This window comes from Myroides odoratimimus, assembly GCF_004337635.1.
GTDB classification, from domain to species: Bacteria; Bacteroidota; Bacteroidia; order Flavobacteriales; family Flavobacteriaceae; genus Flavobacterium; species Flavobacterium odoratimimum.
This window is the reverse complement of the sequence record NZ_CP037427.1, coordinates 2,249,683-2,274,874: the sequence shown is the minus strand read 5'-3', so window position 1 is coordinate 2,274,874 and position 25,192 is coordinate 2,249,683. Positions and strand designations below refer to the sequence as shown.

Below are 25,192 nucleotides of genomic sequence, written 5' to 3'. Positions count from 1 at the left end.
TAAATCATTAACAACACAATGAAACAAGTAACTTTAAACCATATCCATGAAGCTTTAGGAGCGAAGATGGTTCCATTTGCAGGATTTAATATGCCAGTACAATATGAGGGAGTAAACATTGAACACGAAACAGTTAGAAACGGTGTTGGTGTTTTTGATGTATCTCATATGGGAATCTTCAAAATTTCTGGACCAAATGCTTTGGCATTAATCCAAAAGGTTACTTCTAATGATGCTTCTGTATTGGTTGATGGTAAAGCTCAGTACTGCTACTTCCCTAATACTTCTGGAGGAGTTATAGATGATATCATTACTTACAGAGTAAATGAAAATGAATATTTAATGGTAGTAAATGCATCAAATATTGAGAAAGACTGGAACTGGGTAAGCTCTCACAATGATATGAATGCGACATTAGAAAACCTATCTGATGGCTACTCTATCTTAGCTATACAAGGACCTAAAGCTATCGAGTCTATGCAAAGCTTAACTGAAGTTAACTTAGCTGATATCAAATTTTACAACTTTGTAATTGATACTTTCGCTGGAGTAAAAGACGTAGTAATCTCTGCTACTGGATATACTGGTTCAGGTGGTTTTGAAGTTTACGTTAAAAATGAAGATGTAGAAACAGTATGGAACAAAGTATTCGAAGCGGGTGCTAACTGGGGAATCAAACCAATCGGATTAGCTGCTCGTGATACATTACGCCTAGAGATGGGATACTGCTTATACGGTAATGAACTAAACGATGAAATCTCTCCATTAGAAGCTGGATTAGGATGGGTAACGAAGTTCACAAAAGACTTTATCAACTCAGATAATTTAAAAGCTGAAAAAGAAGCAGGCATCAAAAATAGATTGATTGGATTCGAATTAGTAGGTAAAGGTATTCCTAGACATGACTACGAAATCGTAGATGCTGAAGGTAACGTAATCGGAAAAGTGACTTCTGGTACTCAATCTCCTTCATTAGGTAAAGGAATCGGTATGGGATATGTACCTGTAGCACTAGCTGCTGAAGGAAGCCAAATATTCATCCGTATTCGTAAGAATGATGTTGAAGCAAAAGTGGTAAAAACACCTTTTTATAAAAAATAAGACAAAAGAATAGGGAGCTTAAAAATAAGCTCCCTTTTTTTTTATGATATATTTGAATAATGAGTTATTTTTGCATTTATAAAATTAAGTAACAAATTATTATGGGAAGAGCGTTTGAATTTAGAAAAGGACGTAAGCTAAAACGTTGGTCTGCTATGGCAAAAACGTTTACAAGAATTGGTAAGGATATCGTAATGGCTGTAAAAGAAGGTGGACCTAATCCCGAGGCTAATGCTCGCCTTCGTGCCGTAATACAAAATGCTAAGGCAGCTAATATGCCTAAAGATAACGTAGAGCGTGCCATTAAACGTGCTACTGATAAAGATACTGAAAACTATAAAGAAGTAATATTCGAAGGATACGGACCTCACGGTATCGCTTTCTTAATCGAATGTGCTACAGATAATAATAATAGAACTGTTGCAAACATTAGAAGTTACTTCAATAAATGCAATGGTACTTTAGGTACACAAGGTTCTGTTGAGTTTATGTTTGACCATACATGTAACTTCAGAATCCCTGCAGAAGAAGGTAGAGATTTAGAAGAGTTCGAATTAGAATTAATTGATTTTGGTATTGATGAGATCTTTGAAGATGAAGATGGTGTAATGATTTATGCTCCTTTTGAAAGCTTTGGATCTATCCAAAAAGAATTAGAGGGTAGAGGAATTGAGATTTTATCTTCTGGATTCGATAGAATACCACAAGTAACAAAAGAACTTTCTGAAGAAGAAATAGCTGACGTAGAAAAATTATTAGACAAAATCGAAGAAGATGACGACGTACAAAACGTTTTCACTACTATGGCATAATCCGTAGTTTCGTTTATAATTTTAGAAAGACGGAATACTTCACTATAAGTATTCCGTCTTTTTTAATTAGTATTACTAGGTTAAATGAAATCTCTTAGGAGGATACCCAAAGTGCTTCTTAAAAGCTTTAGAAAAGGCTACAGAAGAAGAATAGCCTAAGTCAAAAGCTATCTCTGCAATAGTATGATGTGCTTCTTCTAACTTCTGTATAGCAATATTCATACGTCTATGTTGAGCATATTCGAATAGTCCTAGATTGTATAAATGTTTAAATCCTTTCTTTAGTTTATATTCATTCATAAAGAATAGCTTAGACAGCTCTTCAGTAGTATAAAACTCACGATAATTAAGGTCTATAAATTCTTTTATATTAGATAGTATTAGTTCATCTTCTGGTGTCAGCTTTACCCCTAACTGTAACTTAGAGCACTCCTCTATTCCCACCTCTCGCTCATGTAATAACACGGATATTACCTCTAACACTTTTCCTTTTGTATACATCTCTTTTGCCATCCCTTTATAACTACATGTTTTGATTTCATTTAGTAATACTAAAAGTTCTTGTGTTACTTTAATATCTTTAATTAATCTACAGGTCTGGTCATTCTTTATCGCAGTAGTAAATTCTGCTATAGTCTCATCTTGCTGACTCCATTCATTAAAAAAGTCTAAAGGTAGATAGATATCTAAATGCTCATACACGGCATCTTTTTCAAATATAACATCTGCTGTAGAACCTGTGCTTAAATAAGACAAATAACAGTGAAAAGGTAAATACTTATTAGGTGTTCCATTAATTACATCTCTGACGATATGCTTCCCGAAAAAGAAGCTTAGCTCTACATACTCTATTTCTTCAAAAATATAGTGCAAGGCAAAATCTTGTGTATACTTCAGATAATACTGTCGAATAATAATATCAGCAGAATCAAAGATATGATAAGTCACAAAAGTACCTGAGTCATTTACTAATTCCTTTTTACTCTGATACATCTCATTAGTTACCATATTCTCTAACTCAAAAAACTCAACGATTTGATCACCTTTTCTCATAAAACTACCTATTGATTACTAAACTGCTAATTTTTACTCCCTTTTGGCTAAGTCATTCCATGATATAGAATTTACTTTTGTTTCCGCATTCAAATTTATTCAATCTAAATTAAGTATCAGATGAAAAGATTTTTTTTAATCAACACAAGTCATAAATTATTACTTAGTGGTCTACTTTTGATCAATATAAGTACCTATTCTCAAGAAAAAGGGAATATTAAAGGAACTGTTGTTAGCCATACTCAGGAGAAATTGACAGGAACCACAATTACTTTAAACGATAATCTATTTAAAACCATTACAGATAAAAACGGGAATTATATATTAGAAAACATAGAATCTGGTAAATACCTTATCACTCTCCAATACAGAAATACTATTACAAAAGACAGTATAGTAATACCCGCGAATCAAACTATCACAAAAGATTTCATGTTATTTGATGATAACAATGAAACTCTAGAGGCAGTAGTTATTAATACAAACAAAAATATCCGTTCTTCTTCTTCCTTGCGAACAGCAGCTAACCTATTAGATGTACCACAAAACATCCAAGTGATTGATAAAGGGCTAATGGACGACCAGATTAGTATGACCATGAGTGATGCTATTGCTCAAAATGTCAGCGGTGTAAGATCGGTATTACATCAAGAGCAAGCAAGTGCTGGCATATATGTACGTGGTTATGGCGCTAGTAATCTGAGAAATGGTATGGATATCTCAGGAAGTTTTGGTCCCATTAGAGAAGACAATACTTTTATAGAGCGTGTCGAATTTGTAAAAGGACCTGCAGGTTTTATGATGGGAAACACACAACCAGGTGGTTTTTATAATATCGTAACCAAAAAGCCGACAGGTAGTAACAAAACGACAGTTAAGACTATTCTAGGTAGCTATAATCTATATCGCGCAGAAGTAGATCTAGATACTAAACTGACAAAAGATGAGAAACTATTGTTCCGTATTAACGGAATGGCAACAAAAGCTAGCTCATTCCAATTGTATAATAAAAATAACTACTTATCATTAGCACCTTCATTAAAATACAATATTAGTGAAGATACCAATATTACCTTTGAATATATATTCAACTCTAATGAGTTTGAAGGTGGATTCTCTAAATATGCCTATTCTAAAAAGGAGTTTAAAGAACTTCCTCGAAAATTCACATTCACTGATCCTATTGTAGATCCTACTATGATTAAAGAACACAATGTATTCATTAATCTTAATCACAGACTAAGTGACGATTGGAACCTGACAGCCAAACTAGGTTATGTAGAAGCTACTATGGAAGGAGAGAGTTTATACTCTATCTATAACTCTATAGACGATAAAGGTAATGTACAAAGAGCACTTTCTGTAAACGATGCGTATAACTCAGCTAAAGTTGGTCAAGTCTATATGAATGGTAAATTTAATATCACAGATAAGATTAAAAACAATGTGCTATTTGGTCTAGATATGGGACAAAAAGAGCATATGGCAGACTGGTCTCTTGTTTCTGATGCTAAAGGAAATGCTATTCCTGTAGGTCCTTTATTCAATATCTACAATCCAGTGTATGGTAAACTTACTAAAAAAGATATTCCTACATATGACCGTTCTCGTTCATTAAGAGAAAGAGCAGCAGGTAATATTCAAGAGTACAGCTATATCTCTTTATATGTACAAGATGAGTTACTATTACTAGACGAGAAGCTTAGATTAGGACTTGGTGTACGCTACACCTCAACAGAGAAAACGACAAGTGCTTCTAATGGAGATGTAGTAAAGAATCAAGCGTATACTCCTCGTTTTAGTATCACCTATAATATCTCCCCATCATTCTCAGCTTATGCTTTATATGATCAGAGCTTCCAAGAACAAGTTGGCCAATTAGAAAACAACAAAACCGCTGATCCTTCTAAAGGAACGAATAAAGAATTTGGGTTAAAGAAAACATGGTTTGATAAAAAACTATTTACTTCATTAGCTTTCTATCAAGTAGATAAGACAAACATCCTAACCCCACGTGATGCCTCTGCAAATAATCAAATCATGGTACAGAGTGGTAAAGCTACATCTAAAGGGGTAGAGTTTGACTTAAATGGACACATTACAGATGGTTTAACCTTGACAATGAACTATGCTTATACAGATGCTAAGATAACGAAAGATAATAATCCTGCTAAAAAAGGACAACTTTTACCAGGAACTGCCAAGCACAGTACTAATGCATGGCTTACTTATAGAGTGCAATCAGGTACATTTGAAGGTTTAGGTTTCTCCCTTGGGTACCAATACCAAAAAGACCGTTCTCAAGCTCCTGTTCAGGCTAAGAAGTTCTTACCAGATGACTACTTTACACTTGATGGAGGAGTATCTTATAAGAAGAACAACTATGCATTCAACCTAATAGTTAATAATATCACAGATAGATATAATTATGTAGGTCACTTCCCTGGTGCATGGGGATATACACACTATGGGTGGAGAGCTACTACTCCACTATCATTCAAACTTAGTTTAGCCTATACATTCTAATAAGATAAAGTTACATAAAGATCACCTCTTTCTAAAATAATTAGAAAGGGGTGTTTTGTTTTAAAACACTCGCTCTTCTAGCAATATTCTCATATATTGACATACACTGCTCTATTTTTCCTATTTTTGCAATAAAAATTTTTCATTATGAAATGGGAAGGTAGACGCGAAAGTAAAAACGTTACTGACAATAGAGGTAAATCTTCAGCTGGAAAAACAGCTATCGGAGGTGGTTTAATTGGTATTATAGCGATGTTGCTATACCTATTTGGAGGAGAAACAGGAAAACAAATAGCTCCTGTATTAGAACAAATGGGTGAAGGTCAACAGACAGAACAAGTAGAAACTAGAAACCTATCACAGGAAGAAGTTGAGATGGGTAAGATGGTAGCTGTAATGTTTGCTGATACTGAAGATGTATGGCATAAAATATTTAAAGAAAATGGAATGCAATACCGCGAGCCTAAGATGGAACTATTCGATGATAAAGTCAATACACAATGTGGTAGCGCCACTGCTGAGGTAGGTCCTTTCTACTGCCCTGCTGATGAAACAGTATATATGGACTTGCGATTTTTTGAAGAACTACACACTCGCTTTGGAGCTGAGAGAGGTAACTTTGCTATTGCTTATGTTATCGCCCATGAAGTAGGTCATCATGTACAGACTCTATTAGGTACCAATAGTAAAGTACACCAAGCTCAACAAAGTATGAGTAAGAAAGAAGCAAATAAACTATCTGTTGGTTTAGAGCTTCAAGCAGACTTCTACGCTGGTGTATGGGCTAAGTATAACCAAAAGTACTTAGACGCTAAAGATATTGATATTGCCTTAAGTGCTGCTCAAGCTGTAGGGGATGACGCAATACAAAAAAGAGTAACAGGTCAAGTAAACCCTGACTCGTTCACACATGGTAGTTCAAAACAGAGAAAAGAGTGGTTCATGAAAGGATTCGAAACTGCGGATATCAAACAAGGAAATACTTTTGACTTTATCCGATAGCTTCACCCTATCAAAGACAAACTAATATTTATAGACATTTAAAAAGACTCTTCTTAAGAGCCTATCCTTATGACAAATTTAAAAGATATACTAGACAATATTAAACAGAATAGCTTTGCATTAGCTCCATTTCAGGTAATGAGTGAAGCTTTTAATTACTACAGAAAAACATTCTTATTAGTAATTACAACTTTATTACTAACCTTTTTTGCAGCTACATTACTAGGTTCTATGATATTAAGTCAGTTCGTTACATTAGATCCTAACCAAGATGTTCTCCAAGAACAAATTCAGGAGATGACTAGACAGTTAACAGAACCTCCTTTTTTCTATTACTATCTTATATCATTTGCTGTATTTAGTGCTCTAGGGAGTATCCTTATAGGAGGTTTTTATAAATTAAATGCACAAGTACATTTAAATGAAGTTCCTTCTTTCTTTAATGCATTTAAGTACTTCTTTAATATAAAAGGGCTCTATATCTTTATATCACAATTATTGATATCACTTGTCTTTATGGCAATTACTATTCCTTTAAAGTTACAAAACCTTGAAATGGTTTCTATGGCTATTAACTGGATCATTAGTACCTTGACCATATTCACTATTCCCTTAATTATCTTTGGACACCAGAAGCCTATTACAGCGATAAAGAATAGTATTATGGTAGTGAATAAACAACCTATACCTATCATCCTAACCATTATACTGAATTACTTCTTTTTAATTAGTGGTTTACTATTTTTTGTTATTGGTATTCTATTTGTCTTACCATATTTATTCGCAGTATACTTTGTATTGTATAAACAAGTTATAGGATATAACCTAGAAGAGAATTAATGGAACTAACCTAACCATCCTTCTCTATCTAGACTACGATATTGTATTGCCTCAGCTATATGCTGGGGCTTTATATTTTCTGACTTATCTAAATCTGCTATTGTACGAGATACTTTTAATATCCTATCATACGCTCTCGCAGATAGATTCAGCTTATCCATCGCAGTCTTTAACAAGTTTAGCGAATCTTCTTGCAGCGCACAGTATTTCCTAAGAAGCGCAGTAGACATCTGAGCATTATAATGAACTCCATTGTGAAGTTTAAATCTTTCTAATTGTACTTTTCTCGCCGCTACTACCCGTTCCCTAATATCATTACTTGGTTCTGACAATTGTTTATCTGACAATTTTTCAAAGGGTACAGGGTTTACCTCGATATGTATATCTATTCGATCTAGCAGTGGTCCAGATACCTTGCTTAAATAACGTTGCATCTCTAATGGTGTAGATTTAACTGGTGCATTTGGATCATTAAAATAACCACTTGGACTAGGGTTCATACTCGCGACCAACATAAACGAAGAAGGGTATGTTATCGTAAACTTTGCTCGTGAGATAGTCACCTCTCTATCTTCTAGTGGTTGTCTCATCACTTCTAGTACCTCTCTTTTAAACTCAGGCAACTCATCTAGAAAGAGTACACCATTATGTGCTAGAGATATTTCACCAGGTTGTGGATAACTCCCCCCTCCTACTAGAGATACAGAGGACGCAGTGTGATGAGGACTTCTAAAAGGCCTAGCCCTCATCAGTCCACAGTCTTTGGCCTTCCCTACTACACTGTGAATTTTAGTTGTCTCTAATGCCTCTTCTAACGTCATCGGAGGTAATATACTAGGGAGTCTTTTAGCGAGCATTGTTTTTCCAGAACCTGGAGGTCCTATTAAGATAATATTATGCCCACCAGCTGCAGCTATCTCCATGGCTCTCTTAATACTCTCTTGTCCCTTCACATCCTTAAAGTCTATCTCTAAATGATGCTCAGACTCTTCACTAAACATCTTAGCGAAGTCTAACTCCACAGGTACTAACTCTCCCTTTCCCTCTAAGAAGTCTATTACTTCCTTTATATTACTGACACCATATACCTCTAATCCTTCTACTATAGCGGCTTCCTTCTCATTCTCTTTTGGAATTATAATTCCTTTATACCCCTCTTCTTTTGCCTTTATAGCGATAGGGAGTGCTCCATTAATGCACTGTACAGTACCATCTAGAGATAGCTCTCCCATAATAATATAATCTGACAACTCTTCTTGTAATGACATCTGATTAGAAGCTGCCAATATACCTATAGCAATCACTAGGTCATAAGCAGAACCTTCCTTGCGCAAATTTGCAGGTGCTAAGTTAATCGTTATCTTCCTTCCTGGGAACTTATAACTATTATTCTTCAATGCTGCTGCTATCCTATAGCTACTCTCTTTTATCGCATTATCAGGTAGCCCTACTAAGTGATATCCTACTCCTCCATCTATGTGTACCTCTACTGTAATAGTTGTAGCTTCGATTCCAAATACAGCACTCCCAAACACCTTTATTAACATAATTTATGAGTATTAATTAATGTTTACTTAATAATTTAAGCTATTTCTTACTATTCTAAAAACGTTATCTTTGCCAATATGTGGAGCGATACCACAAAAAGCAACAACTTTTATAAATAAGATTAGCTAAATTTAAACAATAACAACTATTACTCAATAATACAAATCAAACACAAAAACCTACAAATCAAACATTTAAATTCATTAAATTAGTTTTTAATTATAAATAAAGTCTTTTTGGCATTAGTATTGAGTAAGGTTATTGTGGAGATAGACTCTCACCTACAACAACAAATAGTATTTAAAGAATTATGATTACAAGTAGAAAAACAGTTTTAGTAGCATTTTCAGCGTTGATTATGTTTGGTACATTGATAGGAATTAACAGCTGCAATATAGGTTCATCTAAAACACTAGATCCTAAAGAAAATGCTTTAGCCTTACCTATCATAAAAGTAGATACAACAACTGCAATTACAATCAAAGATTACATAGGAAATATAGAGGGAAAAGTAAACGTGGAAATCAGACCTCAGGTAGAAGGTATACTTGAGAAGATTTTCGTAGATGAAGGTGCTTTTGTAAAAGAAGGACAACCTTTATTTCAAATCGATCCACTACCTTACCAAGAAGTCTTGAACAATATGATCGCTACAGAGAATGTAGAAAAAGCAAAGCTTAAAAACGCAAAGCTAGAAATAGATCGTCTAAAACCGCTTATCGATAATGAGGTTATCGCTCAAGTACAATTAGAAACAGCGAAGTCTAATTATGACATCGCTAAAGCCTCTTTGGCTAAAGCTACTGCTGCTGTTAATAGTGCTAAGATTAGTCTTGACTATACTATTATAAAAGCACCTGTAAGTGGATACATCGGACGTATGCCTAAGCGTATCGGTAACTTAGTGTCTAAAGGAGATAAAGAGCCTCTAACTGTATTATCAGACGTGAGTGAAGTATATGTGTACTTCGGGATGAGTGAGTCTGACTTCTTATACTTTAGCAAAGACAATAAGAAAACTGATACTGCTAGTATCAGCAATGGTCATTACTTACCAGACGTTTCTCTAATCTTAGCAGATGGACACGAATACCCTGAGAAAGGGAAAGTAGACATGATCAATGGACAAGTAAACAGAACAACAGGTTCTATTTCTTTAAGAGCATCATTCCCAAACTCTAAAGACGTAATGAGATCAGGTAATACGGGAACTATCAAACTAAAAGAAACAAATCCTCGTGTTATTTTAATTCCACAAGAAGTAACTACTTCTATCCAAGACAAGACTTTCGTTTATATCTTAGATAAGGAAGACAAAGTAAAGTTACAGTCTATCGAATTAAATGGAGTGTCAGGAAATAACTTTATCGTGTCTGAAGGATTACATATCGGAGACAGAATTATCAAAACTGGTTTTGATAAACTTACTGAAGGAATGTATGTAAAACCTTTAAACTAAACAAAGCCCTATTCAAAAGACAAAAACAGAATTTAGAGTATTTGTACTCGCCTTACAAAACAATTTAATATGTTAAAAGCCATTATAGAACGCCCCATATTAGCCACTGTAATCTCAATTATGTTTGTGTTACTAGGACTAGTAGGGCTAACCTTACTGCCAATTACAAGGTTCCCAGAGATTGCACCTCCTAGTGTAAGTGTATCAACTTCTTACCCTGGAGCCAATGCGGAGACTGTTGCTCAGAGTGTTTTACTTCCGATAGAAGAATCTATTAACGGGGTAGACAATATGACCTATATTAGCTCTAAAGCGAGTAACAGTGGTTCAGGAACAATCAACGTATTCTTTAAAGCTGGTACTGACCCTGATCAAGCTGCGGTAAACGTACAGAACAGAGTTAGTAAAGCTGCTGGTGATCTTCCATCAGAAGTGAATGAGAACGGTATATCTGTGACTCCTCGTCTTAGTGGTAACATTATGACGATCAACTTCTACAGTGATCACCCAGAAGAAGTATATGACGAAACTTTCTTACAAGCTTATACGCAGATTAATATTAACCGTGAATTACTTCGTGTACCTGGAGTAGCTTCTGTAAGCCGTATTGGGGCTCGTGACTACTCTATGAGAACTTGGTTAAACCCTGATAAGCTTGCCTTATATAGTTTAACTCCACAAGATGTCATCAGTGCGATCAAAGATCAAAACTTTGAGATTGCACCAGGTAGTTTTGGAGAGACATCTGATGAAGCCTTTGAGACTGCTTTAAAGCACAAAGGAAGATTTAACTTACCTGAACAATATGAGAACATCGTTATTAAAACCAATAAAGACGGTTCTGTTCTACTGCTAAAAGATGTAGCCAGAGTAGAGTTCGGAGCATCTAACGTAGGTAGTGATAACAGTGTGAATGGGTACCCTGGTCTAACGATGAATATTACACAGACCAATGGTTCTAACGCACGTGATATCGATATCGCAGTAAGAAAAACATTAGAGAGACTGTCTAAATCATTCCCACAAGGAGTTCACTACGATATTAGCTATTCTGTAAAAGCACAGATAGACGAATCTATTAGCCAAGTAAGAAGTACACTATTCGAAGCATTCTTCTTAGTGTTTATCATTGTTTACTTGTTCTTACAGGATTTCCGTTCTACGATTATTCCAGTTATTGCTATTCCTATCTCGCTAGTAGGTACTTTGTTCTTTATTTATTTAATGGGCTTCTCTATTAATATATTGACCATGTTTGCCTTAGTACTAGCCATCGGTATCGTGGTGGATGATGCCATCGTAGTAGTGGAAGCCATACACGAGAAGATGCATCATACAGGAATGAAGGCAAAAGAAGCGACGATCACGACGATGAACGAGATTACGAGAGCTATTATCTCTATTACGTTAGTCATGTCGGCAGTATTCTTACCAGTAGGATTTATGCAAGGACCTGCAGGGATATTCTATAAGCAGTTCGCCTATACCCTAGCCTTCGCTATTCTTATTTCTGCTGTGAATGCCTTGACGCTGAGTCCTGCACTATGTGCTTTATTTTTAAAGCAACCATCAGGAGAAGAATACGCTGCTCAGAAACCTCAAGCAGGATTTAAGAGAGTGCGCAATAGATTCTTCTTTGCATTTAATACTGCATTTGACAGTTTTACAGAGAAGTATGTCGTAACGATCAAGAAGTTAATTACTAACAAGAAGGTAGCTATCGCAGGATTAGCCCTAATCATAGGAGTTGGAGTTTTATATTTATACAAGACCCCTTCTTCATTTATCCCTAGAGAAGATGACAGTTATATCACCTACTCTCTAGCGATGCCTCCAGGGGCTTCATTAGCGCGTACTAAGGTAGTATTAGCAAAAGCAGATAGTATCTTAAAACAGCGTACAGATATCGAAGGGATGACAGCTATCTCAGGATATAATACGATAGACGGTAATGCCAGTCCATCATTTGCGGTTGGGTACATTAACCTTAAACCGTATAAAGAAAGAGGTAAAGTAAAGAATATAGACAAGATTATCGCAGAGATACAAGGCGATTTATCACAGATACACGAGGCTTCTTTTAACGTATTCCCTAGACCTACTATTTCTGGTTTTGGTGATTTCGGAGGAATTGAGTTCGTGTTACAAGATCGTATGGGAGGTGGATTTACAGAATTCAACCAAGTGAGTGATGAGGTAATCAAACAATTAAATGACAGAGAAGAAATATCTAATGCCTTTACTTCATTTAAAGCAAACTATCCTCAGTATTTACTTGAGATCGACTATGTAAAAGCAAAATCATTAGGTGTAAGTGTAAAAGACCTTATGACTACTATCAAGAACTACTATGGTCGTGTAAAAGCAGGGGACTTTAATAGATTCGGTAGAACGTACCGTGTGTATATGCAGGCAGACATTCCGTTTAGAGAGAGTCCACAGTCCTTCTCTTCTATCTATGTAAAGAATAAAGATGGAGAAATGCTACCTGCTAATACCTTGATTAAACTGAAGAAAGTATTAGGTCCAGAGACCGTGACTAGATATAACTTATATAACTCTATCTCTATCAAAGCTAACCCTGCACCAGGATATAGTACAGGAGATGCGATGAAAGCGATAGAAGAAGTAACAGAACAGCTACCTGGTAACTACTCTTATGAGTACACAGGTATGTCATTAGAAGAAAAAGATTCGGGTAACCAAGCGATTATCATCTTTGGGCTAAGTATCATCTTTGTGTACTTCTTATTATGTGCTCAGTATGAGAGTTACTTATTACCAGTAGCGATTCTATTGACTGTACCTACAGGATTATTAGGGGTAGCCCTATTTGTTAACCTAGCTGGACTACAAAACAATATCTATGTACAAGTAGGATTGATTATGTTGATCGGGTTATTAGCGAAGAATGCCATCCTTATCGTAGAGTTCGCTCTACAACAACGCAAAAACGGATTGTCGATATTCGATGCTGCCGTGGAAGGAGCTAAAATGCGTCTAAGACCTATCCTAATGACATCATTTGCTTTCGTAGCAGGTCTAGTACCACTGATGTTTACAGTAGGACCATCGGCTCAAGGAAACCACTCTATCAGCTTCAGTGCTGCTGGTGGTATGATATTTGGAGTAATTGCGGGTATATTTATTATCCCAGTACTATTCTATATCTTCCAGACTTGGGACGAAAAACTTAAATCTAAACTTACTAATGAATAAAAGATAGAAACCATGAACACAAAAAGAATTATAACAAGCACTTTATATGTATCGGTGGTTTCCGCAGCTTTAGCCTTACATTCTTGTGCTCCACAGTCTAACTATAAAGCACCTGAGTTTCAATTACCAGAACAGTATAGAGGTCAGCTAGATTCTATCAACAGTACCAGAGACTCAGTAGGAATAGCAGATATCGATTGGAAAACGTTCTTTGAAGACGACAAGTTGATCGAATTAATCAACAGTGGATTAGAACACAACTTCGACATGGCTAATGCTATAAAGAATATCGAAATAGCTGACCAAAAGGCTAGACAAGCTAAACTAGAATGGTTGCCATCAGTAGATATGACACTTGGTAATGTAGCCTATCAGTACCGCTCTTCTAATTACTATGGATCAGCTGCTAGTAAGTACTATGAAAATAAAGGAAAAGACGCTCCTAAGAATATGTATGTAAACTCTGCTCAATATGTCTCTTCTCTTAGTATAAGCTGGGAATTAGACGTATGGGGAAAGATGAAGAGTATGAGTGCAGAGGCTCTGGCGAATTATCTACAGACTCACGAAGCTCGTAAGGCTGTACAGACTGCTCTAATCGCTAATATAGCAGAAGGATATTATAACTTACTACTGCTAGATGCGCAGATGGAAGTAGCCCAGTCTAACTATGAATTAACGAAGAATACGCTAAAGATAGTTGAACTACAACGAGATGCTGGACAAACCACCTCTCTTGCTATTCAACAAACGCGTAACCAAATGTTAGTAGCTAAGGCATTAATCCCTTCTCTAAAACAGCAAATAGCAGTCCAAGAGAACGCATTATCCCTACTTACTGGACAGCTACCTGATGCTATCGAACGAGATACTAAACTAGCTGATGTCAACTATCAAGAAACACTTACAACAGGAGTACCACTATACTTAGTGAGTCAGCGTCCTGATGTACAACAAGCAGAGCTAGCTCTAAAAGCGAGTAATGCTAGAGTAGGTGTAGCACAGACGAGTAGATACCCTTCTCTTACGATAGATGTAACAGGGGGATTAAATAGTATGTTAGGTAAGAATTGGTTTAATATACCAGGTTCTTTGTTTGGTGGATTAATAGGTGATGTAGCTGCTCCTCTATTTAATAAGCGAAAACTAAAAACAGATTATGAAGTAGCTAAAATAGAAAGAGAAAAAGCAGAAATAGACCTTCAGAAGTCTGTCTATACAGCTATTACAGAAGTATCTGATGCTTTAATCACACTAGAGACAGTAAAAGAACAGATAGAGATAGCCGAAGAGCAAGTAGCTACTTCTAGACTAGGTGTAAAACAATCTAACTTACTGTTTAACAGTGGATATGCAAACTACATCGAGATTATCAATGCACAAAAGAATATGCTAGATAGTGAGCTAAACCTAAACAAACTAAAACTGAACAAACTAATTTCGAGAGTAAAACTATACCAAGCTCTTGGTGGTGGATGGAAATAGTATTCCACATTTATACTCTTATAATCAATACCAAAAAAGGCTGTCCGTGGACAGCCTTTTCTATTATACTTATTCTACTTAGATTCTAATCTAGTTTCACCTAGATTGCGAATACCTTATTAGTACCTATATCGCATCTCTGTATTCACTCCGTTATTTTATGCGATTTAACGGACTGATAACGGACTCAATACGGACTCAATACGGACTCATTTCATACAAAACATGTCTCGTCCTACTATAACTGTACAGCTATAGTTAATAATCCTTTTATTACTGTACAGGTTGTTTTTTTTGTTTATTAGTCTTGTAATAATTCTTCCATCTCTTAGCAAGAACACCTGTCTTTAAATGAGCTTGATTTGGAGTTAACCTATCACAACTATCATGAGGTCTAATTTGGTTATAAGCTTCTATACTATTCTTAATTTTATCAATCGTTTTCTGATAACCTAAACTTGAATAGTTTAAATCAAATTCACCTTTAATTATACCATTTACTCGCTCTGCTATGGCATTATCTCTTGGTTCACCACTTTGTGTTGTGCTAATAGATATGTTGTTCTCTATCAGTAATTTAGTATAAACACTGCTGCAGTATTGACATCCTCGATCTGAATGATGAATAAGTTTCTCTGTATAAATCCTGTTCTTTAATGCCATTTTCAAGGCTTGTAAGCATCCATTAGTAGTTAAATCTAAACTAAAACTATAACCCATTATTTTATGAGAATAAGCATCTGTGACTAAACTTAAATAGCCCCAAGTATTATTTAACCTGATATAGGTGATATCACTTACCCAAAATTGTTCTGGCCTGGTAACTTTTACTCCATTATACAAGTCTAAATACTGTCCTCTCCAAGCTCTGGAGTCTGTTGTATATGCTTTGCGCTTTCGTTGTCTAACCAACATTTTATGACTGTCTAATAAATCAAACAGATAATCTCTTCCTACGCTTATATTGTGTGAACCTAAGCGTTCTTGTAACATATGTTGAAGTTTTCGAGTACCTACTCTTGGTAGAGTAGCTCTAATATTTAAAACTTCTTGAAGAATAATCTCATCTTTAATAGATTGACTTGTATATCTGTCTATTGACTGATAATAAGCACTTCGAGTTTTACCAAACAGTTGACATATTTTTTTTATTCCCTTATTAGGGTATAAGAGTTTTACTTCTTCAACTGCTTGGAACCAGACTTTTTTCTGATATCAATATCCAAACTTTTCTCTGCTACATCTATCAATGTATTTAAAGCTACTATCTTAAATTGTGCCTCTGATAAAGCCTTTTTTAAAGCTTTAATTTCTAAAGATTCTGTATTGGATGTTTTTTCTTCCATAAGTGACGGAATAACAATTTCATTACAAATATCTATATTTTTATTATAATTAACTAACAACCAGTTGTTTATTGTACTTGTACTTTCTATATCATACACTATACAGGCTTCTTGTGCTGTCATATGGTGTTCTGTAATACTATGAACTACTTGACGTTTAAGACTTTCTGAATAAACTTTATTTTTACGTGTAGCATGATACTCAGGACTTGCATATTTCTTAGCCCAACGATTTACAGTAGATCTATTTAGGTTATACTTGCGAATTACCGAATTTTGACTTGCCCCATTCTCTATTTCTTGAACTATTTGTTCTATGAATTTTAAATGATAACGCTCTTTGATTTTTGGTTCTCTTCCCATCTTTTTATGTTTTAAAAACTGTACAGTTTTTTTAGGACGGGTCAACAGCACCAACAGTAAGAGTTAACTACTAGCTCAATGAATCTCCACAAATTATAAATATACCATGCTAATAATTTATAAAGTTAAAAAAAGCTGTCTAAAATTAGACAGCTTACTTCTTTTATTTTTTTAATTTATACCTGCTTGGTTTAGCCATGCACTATACTTTCTACTATTAGCATTATGCTGAGCTAACGTCACCGCAAACTCGTGATATCCTAATCTATCTACACTCGCACAAAAATATACATAATCGTGCTTCTCTGCATTCAATACCGCATCTATACTAGACTGATCTGACATAAAGATAGGCCCAGGAGGTAATCCTGTATTCTGATACGTATTATAGGGTGATGGTATCTGAGTATCCTTTAGGTACACTCTTTTGATCACTTGTTTAAAATCATTAGTATATAATTTCTTAGCATATACTACTGTAGGATCTGCTTGTAGTGGCATTCCTAACTTAATTCTGTTTAGATACACTCCTGCTACTCTTTCTTTCTCGTCTGCTTTACTCGTTTCTTTCTGAACAATAGACGCTAAGATAGATACCTCTACAGGTGTTAGCCCTAGAGCTTTTGCTTTCTCTTGACGTTCAGCGTTCCAGAAGCGGATATACTCTTTATGCATCTTATTGCGAATCTTCAAAGGGCTTACATTCCAATAGAATTCATACGTCTCAGGTAAGAAACATACTAATACACTCTCTTTAGTAAATCCGTTTTCTTCTAAGAAACTAGGTTCGTAGAACGTCTCTAAGAATCCTATACTATCCGTCTCAAACATAGAACCTAACCTTCCTGCAAAATCTTCTATACGCTCAAGATTATTATACGTTAGACGCACAGGTACATTCTTTCTAAGTGCCTCGATGATGTCATAGGTATTCATCCCATTTCTAAGTTTAAAACGACCACTGAATACATTAGACGGATAACTGCGCTGTTCTGCTATTTCTACAAAACCATCCTTATCATTTAGGTAAGGCTCTAATATCTTCAGTACAGAATGAAAGTTGTCTTCTTGCTTAATGTAGATAAACTGTTCTTCATCCCATCCTTTTAAATTAGGCGAAAATGCCTTCCCATACCATATATACAAATATCCTAATAGTCCAAATCCCCCAAGAACAACTAGAATAACTAAGATGTTTTTTAATTTCATAATTTTATTTAAAATAATAATTGATACAACGCTTCGTCTTTATAAACTCCGCCAACTCTTTCCCAATCTTTTTTTATACCTACTAGCTTAAAACCGTACTTTAAAAACAGTTGTTGGCTAGGATAATTATCTACCGAAATATTAGCATACAGCTGGTGCAAACCTAATACTTCTTTGCCATAATTAATAACTAATTCTAATGCTTCTGCTCCTGCTCCTTTTCCTCTATCTTCTGGATGCTGGATTACAATACCTACACCAGCTCTATTGTTCTTAGGGTCAAATTCAAATAAATCGATCAATCCTAATGCCTGTTCTGTATCTATATCACAGATAACTAATCTCAACTGCTTTACTTCATAGATATCAAGATGAGCATTCTCTAAATACTGTCTAATCAAGAAGCGGCTATAAGGTGTCACCGTATTACTAACTTCCCATAGATCAATGTCATTCTCTATCTGATAGATAAACTCTAAATCTTCTGGCTCTAAAGCACGTAAAAATATAGCATTCCCACGAATATGTAACATCTTTTTTATATTTCTATTGTCCCTTCAAACACTAGTTTGGCTGGTCCGCTTAATACTACATTTCTATAACTAATACGATCATCTGTATCAAAACTAATCGTCAGACTACCTCCCTCTACATCTATCTTCACTTCATTATGATCACACTTCCCTTGAGCATACATCGATATCGCTACTGCTGTAGCACCTGTACCACAAGATAACGTCTCATCTTCTACCCCTCTCTCGAATGTACGTATTCTGAAATGATTAGGACCTTCCTGCTCTACGAAGTTTACATTAGTACCTCCGGGTGCATATAATTCGCTTTCTCTTATCTCTTGCCCTATACCGAATACATCATAGTTCCCCAGATCTCTCACTACCTGTACATGATGAGGTGATCCCGTATTTAAAAAGCTGTATGACTTCTCTATCTCTATCCCTGACACATTGATCATTTGTAGAGATACTACTCCATCACTACTGATCGTAGCTGTATGTTCTCCATCTATAGCTATAAAACGGCAATTGTCATTAATTATTTTTAATTGTTTTGCAAAGGCCACTAGACATCTACCTCCATTACCACACATGGTACTCTCACTTCCATCGGCATTATAATAGACCATTCTAAAATCATATCCTTCTGCTTCTTCTAACAAAATCAAACCGTCTCCACCTATTCCAAAGCGTCTATGACATAAATGTGCCACTAAATCTGTATCTTCTTTTGGAAAAAAGCCAGTGCGGTTATCTATCATTACGAAGTCGTTACCAGTTCCTTGATACTTATAAAATCTCAACATATAGCTAATCTTACTTAAAGTGGTAAAAATACAAATAATGTATGTTAAAACACGGTGTTAAGTGATGGTTAAACATCATTTTGTTCAAATTTTTATTTAGTAATTTTAGTTTTATTTAATTAATAGATTTATATATGAAAAAGATCTTAGGTATTTTTTTAATTTGTTTATTAAGTGGTAGTATGACACTGGCTGGTTATAAGTATTTTTTTGAAAATCAAAATGATGCAGAGCTAACTAAATTAGAGGAGATACCGTCTGCACTGTCTACTACTAAGTCTTCTATTATTCCTAATTCGTCTATTGATTTCGTTAAAGCTGCTGAAAACACAGTAAATACAGTAGTTCACGTCAAAAATCTAAGTTATGTATCTTCTCGTTCTAACCCTATTATGGAACTATTCTATGGGTATAAGCCTTCACCAAAACCTCAGATAGGTACAGGGTCAGGTGTTATCATTACAGAGGATGGCTATATCGTCACGAACAACCACGTGATTGCTAATGCCTCTGAACTAGAAGTGACACTCTCTAATAATGAAACGTATAAAGCAAGACTAATCGGTACGGATAAAGAAATGGATATCGCGCTATTAAAAATAGAGCCAAAAGAAAAATTATCCTATATTGTATTTGGAGATTCTGACAATATTCAACTAGGGGAATGGGTTATCGCTGTAGGTAATCCTTATAACTTAACTTCTACAGTTACAGCTGGTATCGTATCAGCTAAAGCTCGTAATCTGTCTAAGACAAGTATTCAATCCTTTATACAAACAGATGCCGCTATCAATCCTGGTAACAGTGGAGGTGCTTTAGTGAATACTAAGGGAGAGTTAATCGGTATTAACACCATGATCTCGTCTAATACAGGTGCTTATGTAGGCTACGCCTTTGCTGTGCCCTCTAATGTAGCGCGTAAGATAGTTGAGGATTTATTAGAATATGGAAATGTACAGAATGCTACTCTAGGAGTATCTGGATATGAATTAACTCCTCAAATCGTTAAAGAGCTAAACATTAGTACTACCACATTTGGTTTTTATATACAAGATATTATAGCGAACTCTGGTGCAGCTCAGGCTGGATTAAAGACTGGAGACATTATCACGAAGATTAATAATAAGGATATTAAGACCTTTGTAGATCTCCGCTCGATCATTAATACTAAACGCCCTAAGGATACAGTAGCAATAGAATACTTAAGGGGGAATGATAAACACAGTACATCTGTAAAACTAGGTAAAAATGAACCGCGAAAAATAGAATTCAGAGGGCTAGAAATACAAGAATTAGATTCAGCAGAAAAAGAAGAATTAAACATCAACTATGGGTTTAAAATAACCAAGGTATTAGACAAGGAATTTGCTAAATATGAAGATGATTTGATTGGCAGTATTCTCCTTTCTATCAATGATTTCAAAGTTTCTAACATCAATCAAATTAAAAATATCAATTCTCAGATTAATCAAAATCAAAAAATAAAGCTCACTTTAATGAATAAAAATGGAGAATATCTTCGTTTACTAATATAATCGTAAGGTTCACCCAATAAATACACTAAAAAGAGTATTTTAAACTTTACAACTTGATTAATTCATTAAAAAAACAGACTTTTGCAGTAATTTATCACAACACAATTTAATATATGAAAAATACTAGTCTTTACGAGAAAGAATTAGCTTTTCAAGCAGATCGTAGAAAAGCATGCGTAGAGTTTATTAAGATTATCAGTGACCTATGGTATGACAAGTCTATTGAACTATTAATGTTCCGTAACCAACTTATCGACCGCAGCGTTAGCGATATCATTAACTTACACGAGTATGCTGCAAAATTTGTTGGTAAACCAATCAATATTTTTGATTCTGTAGAAATAGCTGAAGCGATTCAACGAGCTGACTTACCACCTTCTAGAATCGATATCGGTCGTTTAACTTATGAATATCACTTAGAAGACAACAAGCACAGCAATGCTTTAGACTTTGTTATTTCTAAATTAAAAGATGCTAAAGAAACAGAAGAATTAGTACCTAAAGACGTAGTACTTTACGGATTTGGACGTATCGGACGTTTATTAGCTAGAGAGTTAATGAACAAAATCGGTAAAGGACAACAGATGCGTTTAAGAGCTATTGTAACTCGTGATAAAAACGATGCAGTTCTTTTAGAAAAACGTGCTTCTTTACTTAAATATGACTCAGTACACGGAGACTTCGAAGGTTCAGTAATCGCTGATCCTGAGAACAATGCTTTAATCATCAATGGTACTACAGTACACATGATTTCTGCTAATGCTCCAGAAGACATTGACTATACTCAATATGACATTGAGAATGCTTTAATCATCGATAATACAGGTGCTTTTAAAACTGATGAAGATTTAAAACGTCACTTAACTTCTAAAGGTGCTTCTAAAGTATTATTGACAGCTCCTGGAAAAGGTGTACCAAACATCGTTCACGGTGTTAACCACACTGAGTATGATCCAAACCAAGTAGATATCTGGTCTGCTGCTTCTTGTACTACGAATGCTATTACTCCTATCTTAAAAGTAATGGAAGATAACTTCGGTGTAGTAAAAGGACACTTAGAGACTATCCACGCATACACAAATGACCAAAACTTAGTAGATAATATGCACAAGAAATACCGTCGTGGTAGAGCTGCTGCATTAAACATGGTTATCACTGAGACAGGTGCTGGAAGTGCTGTAGCTAAGGCATTACCATCATTAGCTGGTAAACTTACTTCTAATGCTATCCGTGTACCAGTTCCTAATGGATCACTAGTAGTATTAAACTTAGAAGTTGAAAAAGAAACTTCTGTTGAAGATTTAAATGAAGTAATGCGCAAAGCTGCTCTTAACGGAGACTTAGTAGAGCAAATTAAATATTCTATCAATAACGAATTAGTATCATCTGATATCGTAGGAACATCTGCTCCATCTATCTTTGATAGTAAAGCAACTATCGTTTCTGCAGATGGTAAAAATGTAGTAATGTATGTATGGTATGATAACGAATATGGTTATAGCCACCAAGTTATCCGCTTAGCGAAGTACATCGCTCAAGTTAGACGTTATACTTACTATTAATAGATAGTAAACTTAATATACGAAAAAGTCCAGCAATAGCTGGACTTTTTTTATATCTCTTTGTATTTCATTTTTATTTCAACAAGTCATCTAACATGACTCTAAACTTAGAACTATTCCAATCAGCTGCTCTGAACTTTCGCACTACTATATTTCCTTTTTTATCTATTACATAAGAAGCTGGTATAGATTCTGAAAACAAAACAGCAGGAGCTGCATTCTGCTCAAAATAAATAGGTAAAGTATACTGATGTTTCTCTTTAAATGCCTTTACTTTATCAGGAGATTCTGACGTGACAAAAAGAAAAACTACTTTGTCCCTATAATCGTTATAAAGCTCTTGAAAACTAGGTTTCTCTGCTAAACATGGAGGACACCACGTAGCCCAAAAGTTAATGATGACTACTTTTCCTTTAGTTTGGTCTAAGTCAAAAGTTTGGCCATGTTCATCAATTAAATGCCATGACTCATAATTCACTGTTTGTTGATTTTCGACTTTCTCTAAGCTAGGACTCATAGCCACAAGCCTATTCAACCACACCTTTACACTATCCCCTAAAGGAGTAAATAAAAAAACTCCTAATACAATAATAAATATAGCATTAGATATCCATCCTTTCTTTTTGATATTCTTCTCACTCATACTCTTACTTTATTCAATATTTAAATCTAGAATACACATTATACAAGTACTACAAACCTATTCTACGTTATAATTATTGTACAATCACTTTTCGTTTATCTTTTTATAATGTATTCTGAGTTAAATATATAAAGAACTCGCCACAACAAAAAATGTACTTCTCTAAAACTGCACTAAGATTTTCTAAACATATCGTCAAAGTCTACATCTACTCTTCCTGGTAATACGATATTTAATACTATCCCTATAATAGATGCCAATGCCATTCCTTCTAATGAGAATAATTCTCCTATATGAATAGCTGCTCCTCCGATACCGATAATCAATATAACTGATGAAATAATCAGGTTTCTCTTTATCTTAAAATCTACATCATTCTCAACTAACATACGCAATCCACTTGATGCTATAATACCAAATAAAAGAATAGAAACACCTCCCATTACAGGTGCTGGTATCGTACTTAACAAAGCTGATATCTTACCACAAAAACCTAATAGAATAGCAAAACATGCTGCTCCCATAAAAATATAAATGCTAAAAGCTCTTGTAATAGCTAATACTCCAATATTTTCACCATAAGTAGTATTAGGTGGTCCTCCTATTAATGAAGCTAACATAGTGGCTACTCCATCACCTAACATACTCTTATGCAGTCCTGGATCTTTTATTAAATCTTTATCAATAACTTTACTCAACACCAACTGGTGTCCTATATGCTCTGCAATAGGAACAATAGCTACAGGTAACATCAATAAAATAACATACCACGACACAGTAGGCTCATAATGTACAAAAGGCACCATAAAGCTAGGCACTTCAAACCAATTAGCATCAATTACTTTATCGAAATGCACAACTCCCATTATAGCAGAAAAACAATAACCTCCTACAATACCTACTAGTACAGGAATAACACTAAGAAAACCACGTGTAAATATTGCTGTAATAATCGTTATAGCTAATGTTACTAAACCAATCATAACATAAGTTAGGTCATATTCTCCTTGAGGATTATTAGTTACCATTCCTATCGCTGTACTAGCTAGTCCTAAACCAATAACCATAATAACTGGCCCAACTACAATAGGCGGTAATAATTTCATTAACCAGTTAGTTCCTGCCTTAGCAATTAGTAGTGCCACTAAAGAATAAACAACTCCGACAAGAAAGCTTCCTACCAAAAAACTACCCACTGGCATGCCAGATGAGGAGTCTGCCTCTAAAGCTTTCATTGCAATAATAGGGTTTATAAAAGCAAAAGAAGAACCTAAATAAGAAGGTACTTTTCCTCTAGTGATAAAAATAAAAACCAATGTACCAATACCACTCGATATTAATGCAATAGTAGGGTTCATGCCTGTCAAGGTTGGAACTAAAACTGTTGCTCCAAACATCGCAAATAAATGTTGGACACTCAATAGAATCCACTGTCCTACTTTAGGCTTCTCATCTACTGCCAATACTATTTTCTTATCTTCTATATCACCCATCTTGTGCTGTTGTGTATTTAAATTACAAAATAACTATAAAATAAAGTAGTTAACAAAATATTACTTAAAAATGGTTAAACAATGTCATATTTTATTACATACATTTACAACAACATTTAAAACACAATAACATATGAAAGGATTTAAACTTTTCTTCTTACTTACAGTAGGCATCCTATTAACTTCTTGTGGGGCTAAACAAATTGCACTTAACAAACAGAGCTATCACAGTGAAAAAAAAGTAGCAGTAATCATAAATAAAACTGAACTTAAAACCATGAGACTTGGAAGTCAAGGTCTACTAGATATAGCTGTAACACCACAAAAAAAGTATTTAAAAGCACTAAATGAAATAGACAGTATTTATAGCCCAAAAATTCATACTGCCTTAATTAACGAAGTCAAAAAGATATACGATTATACAAAAAAGAATTATCTTATTATAGATGATTCAGAGAATTTACCTACTATAATACAAAACAAGAAAGAAGTATTAGATTACAACTATATCAAGGAAACATATGAAGTAGACGAAATACAAGAAATAACTCTTCAATATGGAATAGCAATCACGTATCATGGTTTTATAGAAATAGAGAAAAAATCATTTGTCAATATTACTTCAACGATTACGAATATCCTTTAGATTTGCTAACTGAGAATATGATAATATTG

Annotated in this window: 20 protein-coding genes; 11 read left to right on the top strand and 9 right to left on the bottom strand. The window is 34.8% G+C overall.

All coding sequences use genetic code 11. The annotated features are described in order from the left end of the window. The first annotated feature begins 18 nt into the window (after positions 1-18). On the top strand, positions 19-1,101 hold the full coding sequence (gene gcvT / locus E0Z07_RS10380; protein WP_131540709.1) for a glycine cleavage system aminomethyltransferase GcvT: 1,083 nt from the start codon (positions 19-21) through the stop codon (positions 1,099-1,101). 101 nt (positions 1,102-1,202) lie between these two features. Further along, complete coding sequence (locus E0Z07_RS10375; protein ID WP_041889880.1) at positions 1,203-1,913, top strand: YebC/PmpR family DNA-binding transcriptional regulator; 711 nt, start codon at positions 1,203-1,205, stop codon at positions 1,911-1,913. Between the two features lie 75 nt (positions 1,914-1,988). Here the strand turns inward: E0Z07_RS10375 and E0Z07_RS10370 are convergent, their stop codons facing one another. Further along, entirely contained in the window at positions 1,989-2,966 is a 978-nt protein-coding gene (locus E0Z07_RS10370; protein ID WP_131540708.1) for a helix-turn-helix transcriptional regulator, read from the bottom strand. 120 nt (positions 2,967-3,086) lie between these two features. Here E0Z07_RS10370 and E0Z07_RS10365 point away from each other — a divergent pair, with 120 nt between their 5' ends. The 3 genes from E0Z07_RS10365 (at position 3,087) to E0Z07_RS10355 (ending at position 7,334) form a co-directional block, all read left to right on the top strand. After that, positions 3,087-5,492: a TonB-dependent receptor gene (locus E0Z07_RS10365; RefSeq protein ID WP_131540707.1), complete on the top strand. Its 2,406-nt coding sequence runs from the start codon at positions 3,087-3,089 to the stop codon at positions 5,490-5,492. Between the two features lie 147 nt (positions 5,493-5,639). After that, positions 5,640-6,494 carry a KPN_02809 family neutral zinc metallopeptidase gene (gene ypfJ / locus E0Z07_RS10360; RefSeq protein WP_131540706.1) on the top strand — a complete coding sequence of 285 codons (855 nt, stop codon included), beginning with the start codon at positions 5,640-5,642 and terminating at the stop codon, positions 6,492-6,494. Positions 6,495-6,563: 69 nt separating this feature from the next. Beyond that, the gene (locus E0Z07_RS10355; RefSeq protein WP_131540705.1) at positions 6,564-7,334 is read left to right on the top strand and encodes a hypothetical protein; all 771 of its coding nucleotides are present in this window, start codon (positions 6,564-6,566) and stop codon (positions 7,332-7,334) included. Between the two features lie 5 nt (positions 7,335-7,339). Here the strand turns inward: E0Z07_RS10355 and E0Z07_RS10350 are convergent, their stop codons facing one another. After that, positions 7,340-8,881 carry a YifB family Mg chelatase-like AAA ATPase gene (locus tag E0Z07_RS10350; RefSeq protein ID WP_131540704.1) on the bottom strand — a complete coding sequence of 514 codons (1,542 nt, stop codon included), beginning with the start codon at positions 8,879-8,881 and terminating at the stop codon, positions 7,340-7,342. Positions 8,882-9,192: 311 nt separating this feature from the next. Here E0Z07_RS10350 and E0Z07_RS10345 point away from each other — a divergent pair, with 311 nt between their 5' ends. The 3 genes from E0Z07_RS10345 to E0Z07_RS10335 all read left to right on the top strand — a co-directional run bounded on the left by E0Z07_RS10345 (position 9,193) and on the right by E0Z07_RS10335 (position 15,045). Then, a complete protein-coding gene (locus E0Z07_RS10345; protein ID WP_131540703.1) occupies positions 9,193-10,341 on the top strand; it encodes an efflux RND transporter periplasmic adaptor subunit in 1,149 nt (382 codons plus the stop codon). Positions 10,342-10,410: 69 nt separating this feature from the next. Next, positions 10,411-13,560: an efflux RND transporter permease subunit gene (locus E0Z07_RS10340; protein ID WP_131540702.1), complete on the top strand. Its 3,150-nt coding sequence runs from the start codon at positions 10,411-10,413 to the stop codon at positions 13,558-13,560. A 12-nt stretch (positions 13,561-13,572) separates the two neighbouring features. After that, on the top strand, positions 13,573-15,045 hold the full coding sequence (locus tag E0Z07_RS10335; protein WP_131540701.1) for an efflux transporter outer membrane subunit: 1,473 nt from the start codon (positions 13,573-13,575) through the stop codon (positions 15,043-15,045). 273 nt (positions 15,046-15,318) lie between these two features. Here E0Z07_RS10335 and E0Z07_RS10330 read toward each other — a convergent pair whose 3' ends face one another. The 5 genes from E0Z07_RS10330 to dapF all read right to left on the bottom strand — a co-directional run bounded on the left by E0Z07_RS10330 (position 15,319) and on the right by dapF (position 19,284). Continuing rightward, on the bottom strand, positions 15,319-16,188 hold the full coding sequence (locus tag E0Z07_RS10330; RefSeq protein WP_262711048.1) for an IS3 family transposase: 870 nt from the start codon (positions 16,186-16,188) through the stop codon (positions 15,319-15,321). A 32-nt stretch (positions 16,189-16,220) separates the two neighbouring features. Beyond that, positions 16,221-16,754: a COG3415 family protein gene (locus E0Z07_RS10325; protein WP_131540699.1), complete on the bottom strand. Its 534-nt coding sequence runs from the start codon at positions 16,752-16,754 to the stop codon at positions 16,221-16,223. Positions 16,755-16,925: 171 nt separating this feature from the next. Next, the gene (gene mltG / locus E0Z07_RS10320; RefSeq protein WP_131540698.1) at positions 16,926-17,963 is read right to left on the bottom strand and encodes an endolytic transglycosylase MltG; all 1,038 of its coding nucleotides are present in this window, start codon (positions 17,961-17,963) and stop codon (positions 16,926-16,928) included. Positions 17,964-17,971: 8 nt separating this feature from the next. Beyond that, the gene (locus E0Z07_RS10315; RefSeq protein WP_131540697.1) at positions 17,972-18,496 is read right to left on the bottom strand and encodes a GNAT family N-acetyltransferase; all 525 of its coding nucleotides are present in this window, start codon (positions 18,494-18,496) and stop codon (positions 17,972-17,974) included. A 5-nt stretch (positions 18,497-18,501) separates the two neighbouring features. Next, on the bottom strand, positions 18,502-19,284 hold the full coding sequence (gene dapF, locus E0Z07_RS10310) for a diaminopimelate epimerase (RefSeq protein ID WP_131540696.1): 783 nt from the start codon (positions 19,282-19,284) through the stop codon (positions 18,502-18,504). A 134-nt stretch (positions 19,285-19,418) separates the two neighbouring features. On the opposite strand from dapF, the gene E0Z07_RS10305 reads away from it, so the two are divergent. Both E0Z07_RS10305 and E0Z07_RS10300 read left to right on the top strand, forming a co-directional pair. Beyond that, positions 19,419-20,819 (top strand): trypsin-like peptidase domain-containing protein, encoded by a 1,401-nt coding sequence (locus E0Z07_RS10305; RefSeq protein ID WP_131540695.1) that lies wholly within the window; start codon positions 19,419-19,421, stop codon positions 20,817-20,819. A gap of 113 nt (positions 20,820-20,932) precedes the next feature. Further along, entirely contained in the window at positions 20,933-22,381 is a 1,449-nt protein-coding gene (locus E0Z07_RS10300) for a glyceraldehyde-3-phosphate dehydrogenase (protein WP_131540694.1), read from the top strand. Between the two features lie 73 nt (positions 22,382-22,454). Here the strand turns inward: E0Z07_RS10300 and E0Z07_RS10295 are convergent, their stop codons facing one another. Beyond that, the gene (locus E0Z07_RS10295; RefSeq protein WP_131540693.1) at positions 22,455-23,024 is read right to left on the bottom strand and encodes a TlpA family protein disulfide reductase; all 570 of its coding nucleotides are present in this window, start codon (positions 23,022-23,024) and stop codon (positions 22,455-22,457) included. A gap of 173 nt (positions 23,025-23,197) precedes the next feature. Then, on the bottom strand, positions 23,198-24,517 hold the full coding sequence (locus E0Z07_RS10290; RefSeq protein ID WP_131540692.1) for a solute carrier family 23 protein: 1,320 nt from the start codon (positions 24,515-24,517) through the stop codon (positions 23,198-23,200). A gap of 133 nt (positions 24,518-24,650) precedes the next feature. Between E0Z07_RS10290 and E0Z07_RS10285 the strand changes: the two genes are divergently transcribed. Next, on the top strand, positions 24,651-25,163 hold the full coding sequence (locus E0Z07_RS10285) for a hypothetical protein (RefSeq protein WP_131540691.1): 513 nt from the start codon (positions 24,651-24,653) through the stop codon (positions 25,161-25,163). Positions 25,164-25,192: the final 29 nt, after the last annotated feature.